Source organism: Rothia terrae (assembly GCF_012396615.1).
GTDB lineage: Bacteria > Actinomycetota > Actinomycetes > Actinomycetales > Micrococcaceae > Rothia > Rothia terrae.
In genome coordinates this window covers 1-2,336 of sequence record NZ_JAAXPV010000036.1, presented here as the reverse complement: position 1 = coordinate 2,336, position 2,336 = coordinate 1, and the positions used below count along the sequence as shown (strand labels likewise).

The 2,336-nt window shown below is 45.5% G+C and carries 3 protein-coding genes; all 3 read right to left on the bottom strand.

Features of this window, described 5'->3' with window-relative positions; translation table 11 throughout:
* Positions 1 to 200: 200 nt before the first annotated feature.
* Genes HF984_RS11250 through HF984_RS11240 form a run of 3 tightly spaced genes read right to left on the bottom strand, consistent with a single transcriptional unit; the run spans position 201 to position 1,985 of the window.
* On the bottom strand, positions 201 to 683 hold the full coding sequence (locus tag HF984_RS11250; RefSeq protein ID WP_168615740.1) for a helix-turn-helix transcriptional regulator: 483 nt from the start codon (positions 681 to 683) through the stop codon (positions 201 to 203).
* A 57-nt stretch (positions 684 to 740) separates the two neighbouring features.
* Complete coding sequence (locus tag HF984_RS11245) at positions 741 to 1,196, bottom strand: hypothetical protein (RefSeq protein WP_168615739.1); 456 nt, start codon at positions 1,194 to 1,196, stop codon at positions 741 to 743.
* A gap of 12 nt (positions 1,197 to 1,208) precedes the next feature.
* The gene (locus tag HF984_RS11240) at positions 1,209 to 1,985 is read right to left on the bottom strand and encodes a hypothetical protein (RefSeq protein WP_168615738.1); all 777 of its coding nucleotides are present in this window, start codon (positions 1,983 to 1,985) and stop codon (positions 1,209 to 1,211) included.
* Positions 1,986 to 2,336 lie beyond the last annotated feature (351 nt).

Sequence of the window (2,336 nt, the reverse complement as noted above, 5' to 3'; positions counted from 1 at the left end):
TATTTTCCGCCAAGATGCGGTCCTCTACAAGACGGACCACACGGTCCTTTGCATCCTGGTCAAATTTTCTTGGCATATTCCAGATTTTCCCATCTACTCAAACGGAACAAAACCTGGGACACTTCAGAACCGAACAAAATTGTGCAACGAATCGTTGCGCATTTCCCGGCTGTGAATATTCAAGACGAGAGCAACTGAAATTAGCTAGATTGCTTTCGATTCTTCCGGTATCGAGTAATCCATATATCCACTTCTTTTGCTTTCCAGAGCACAGTATGGCCTTGGGTGTAGATAGGGGAGGGGAAACCGTACTTGGGTTCATTCTGTATGCGTGACACTCTCTGTCTGGAGAGTCCAAGTAGTTCTTGGATTTCTTTCCTGCCATAAAGTCTGGGGATTCTTACTTCTTGGGGGGCATCAATATCTTCTGTGTAGGCAGCCCTGGGGGTTAAATTCTTCTCCAGAATGGTTTCTAAATCTTGCTGAATCTTCGCAAGAAATGAGTCAGTTTCGAGGAGGAAGCCTTCTCGTCGGAGTGTTACTCGTATGTGAGTACGTGAAGAGTCAAAAGTGATATTGAGACGGTTTTCCGCTTCCCATTTTGAAAGGGTACCTGTGGTTGCTGGAGTCTCTTCAATGGGGGTAGATGCTTGAAGAGAATATCGTGTCAGAAGAGTGGGCATTGATGATCCTATTATTTTGGGACTATATTAAAGGTATATTATTTATTAATATTTCTTTTAATTAATGTATTCATTAATGATTATAGGTAATTCTTTAGCAAACTGGTCTGTGTTGATTTTTCGAAGCATGGGTAATACTTGGGAGAGAGTAGTTGCTGGTAGTTGCTGGTATAGATGTTCCATGATGTGATCCCGGTAGACCCGTTGTTCCCATGTCGATATATATGGCAAAGCTGCTGATAGCTCGCACAGATTCATATCTTTAGCTGTATTTTCGTATTCAATCATTTTGTGCCGTTGAAGGATGACAGCAGCTCGTAGTGAGGCCTCCATATTTGAGGCATTAGTATGTTGGTGCTTCACTGTTAGCAGATAGTGGTCAAGAGTCGCAGAATTTGGAGTGTAGCCGATGAGGTCATGCAGGATGTCCAATAATTGGCTGGGGTTTGTGGTTGCTTGAATTATCTTGTCGATGTGCTTTTGTTCGTCATTGGTAAGGGCGATAGTAGTCAATTTGGATTCTTTCTAAGCTTCATTGACGGGGGAATCGTAGCGGCGTGAACGGAAAACACCCGGAATTTCAAGTTGTTTGCTATGTAGATTCAGCGCGTGCGTACCTCTTACCAAATGGTCTAGTGCTACTTTTTCTGTTGGCTCTGAAAGGCTTTTTTTAGCTCCGCTTTGGGTCTGCCACTGAAGCTCAGGGGTGACATACAGATATGGATCATGCAGTAACAGTTCTCCGCGGGTAAGGCTGTGAATGTCCCTGCCTAATCTCAAAGTGGTAAAAGAAAAATGTTCACCCGGCCTCAGCGTGTTCTTTTCCAGCGGTAAATCAAACCACTGTGAGCCGTGAATTGAGATATCGAGTTCTTTTAGAGTGCCTACCTCGATTTTTATTCGACCAGTGAGGTTGTACATGGTGGATTGACCGAGGTTCTGAAGGTGAAATTTAATTTCTCTTTTTTCTAGTTCTTCTGGGGAGAAGAACTCTCCATCCGCTGGAGGCATATACTCCGATCTAAGTTCGGGATTGTGGGGAAAATGCAGGTAGAGGCGCGGACTGTCTATCTCATTCGACTGGGCGAGCATTACTTGAGAAAGGTCATTGGACTCTTTCGCAAGTTCGAGAGCTTTCACGGCGATAGTGTTAGCTCTTTTGGCTTCTTCCACCTGCCTTTTCGCTTCCCTAGCTTGCCTTTTGGCTGCTCTTGCAGACTCATCTGCTGTTCTCCAGGCTATAAGAGCTACAGCTATGGAGATAAGGGTGAATATGATGCTGAATGTTTCAAACAGTGACATATTTGTTCATTCCAATCAATACAGTATTTTAATAAAAATAATATATTAATATGTTTACAATTCGCAACAGCTCAACCCCGTTTTTCTTTTCAAAACCAACCCTGCGCCTAACTGAAATGTCAATCCGACACGCCCCCGTTTTCTTAAAACCCTCAAATCCGTATATGCCCCGCTAACGCACCCCCAATCATCCCCAGCATCTACCCCACCTAAACACCCAACAAACCCGCCAGATGAGCGTACACCCGCCCCACACAGCGCGCGACAGCGCGCAAGGGAGCGTTAGCGACCGCTGGCGAGGGCGAAGCCCGACGCCGAGCGCAGGCGACAGCCTGCACGCTCGCTGCCCCC

Coding starts and splice junctions, on each gene's coding strand:
- HF984_RS11240 (WP_168615738.1), bottom strand. CDS start 1,985: ATGTCACTGTTTGAAACATTCAGCATCATATTCACCCTTATCTCCATA.
- HF984_RS11250 (WP_168615740.1), bottom strand. CDS start 683: ATGCCCACTCTTCTGACACGATATTCTCTTCAAGCATCTACCCCCATT.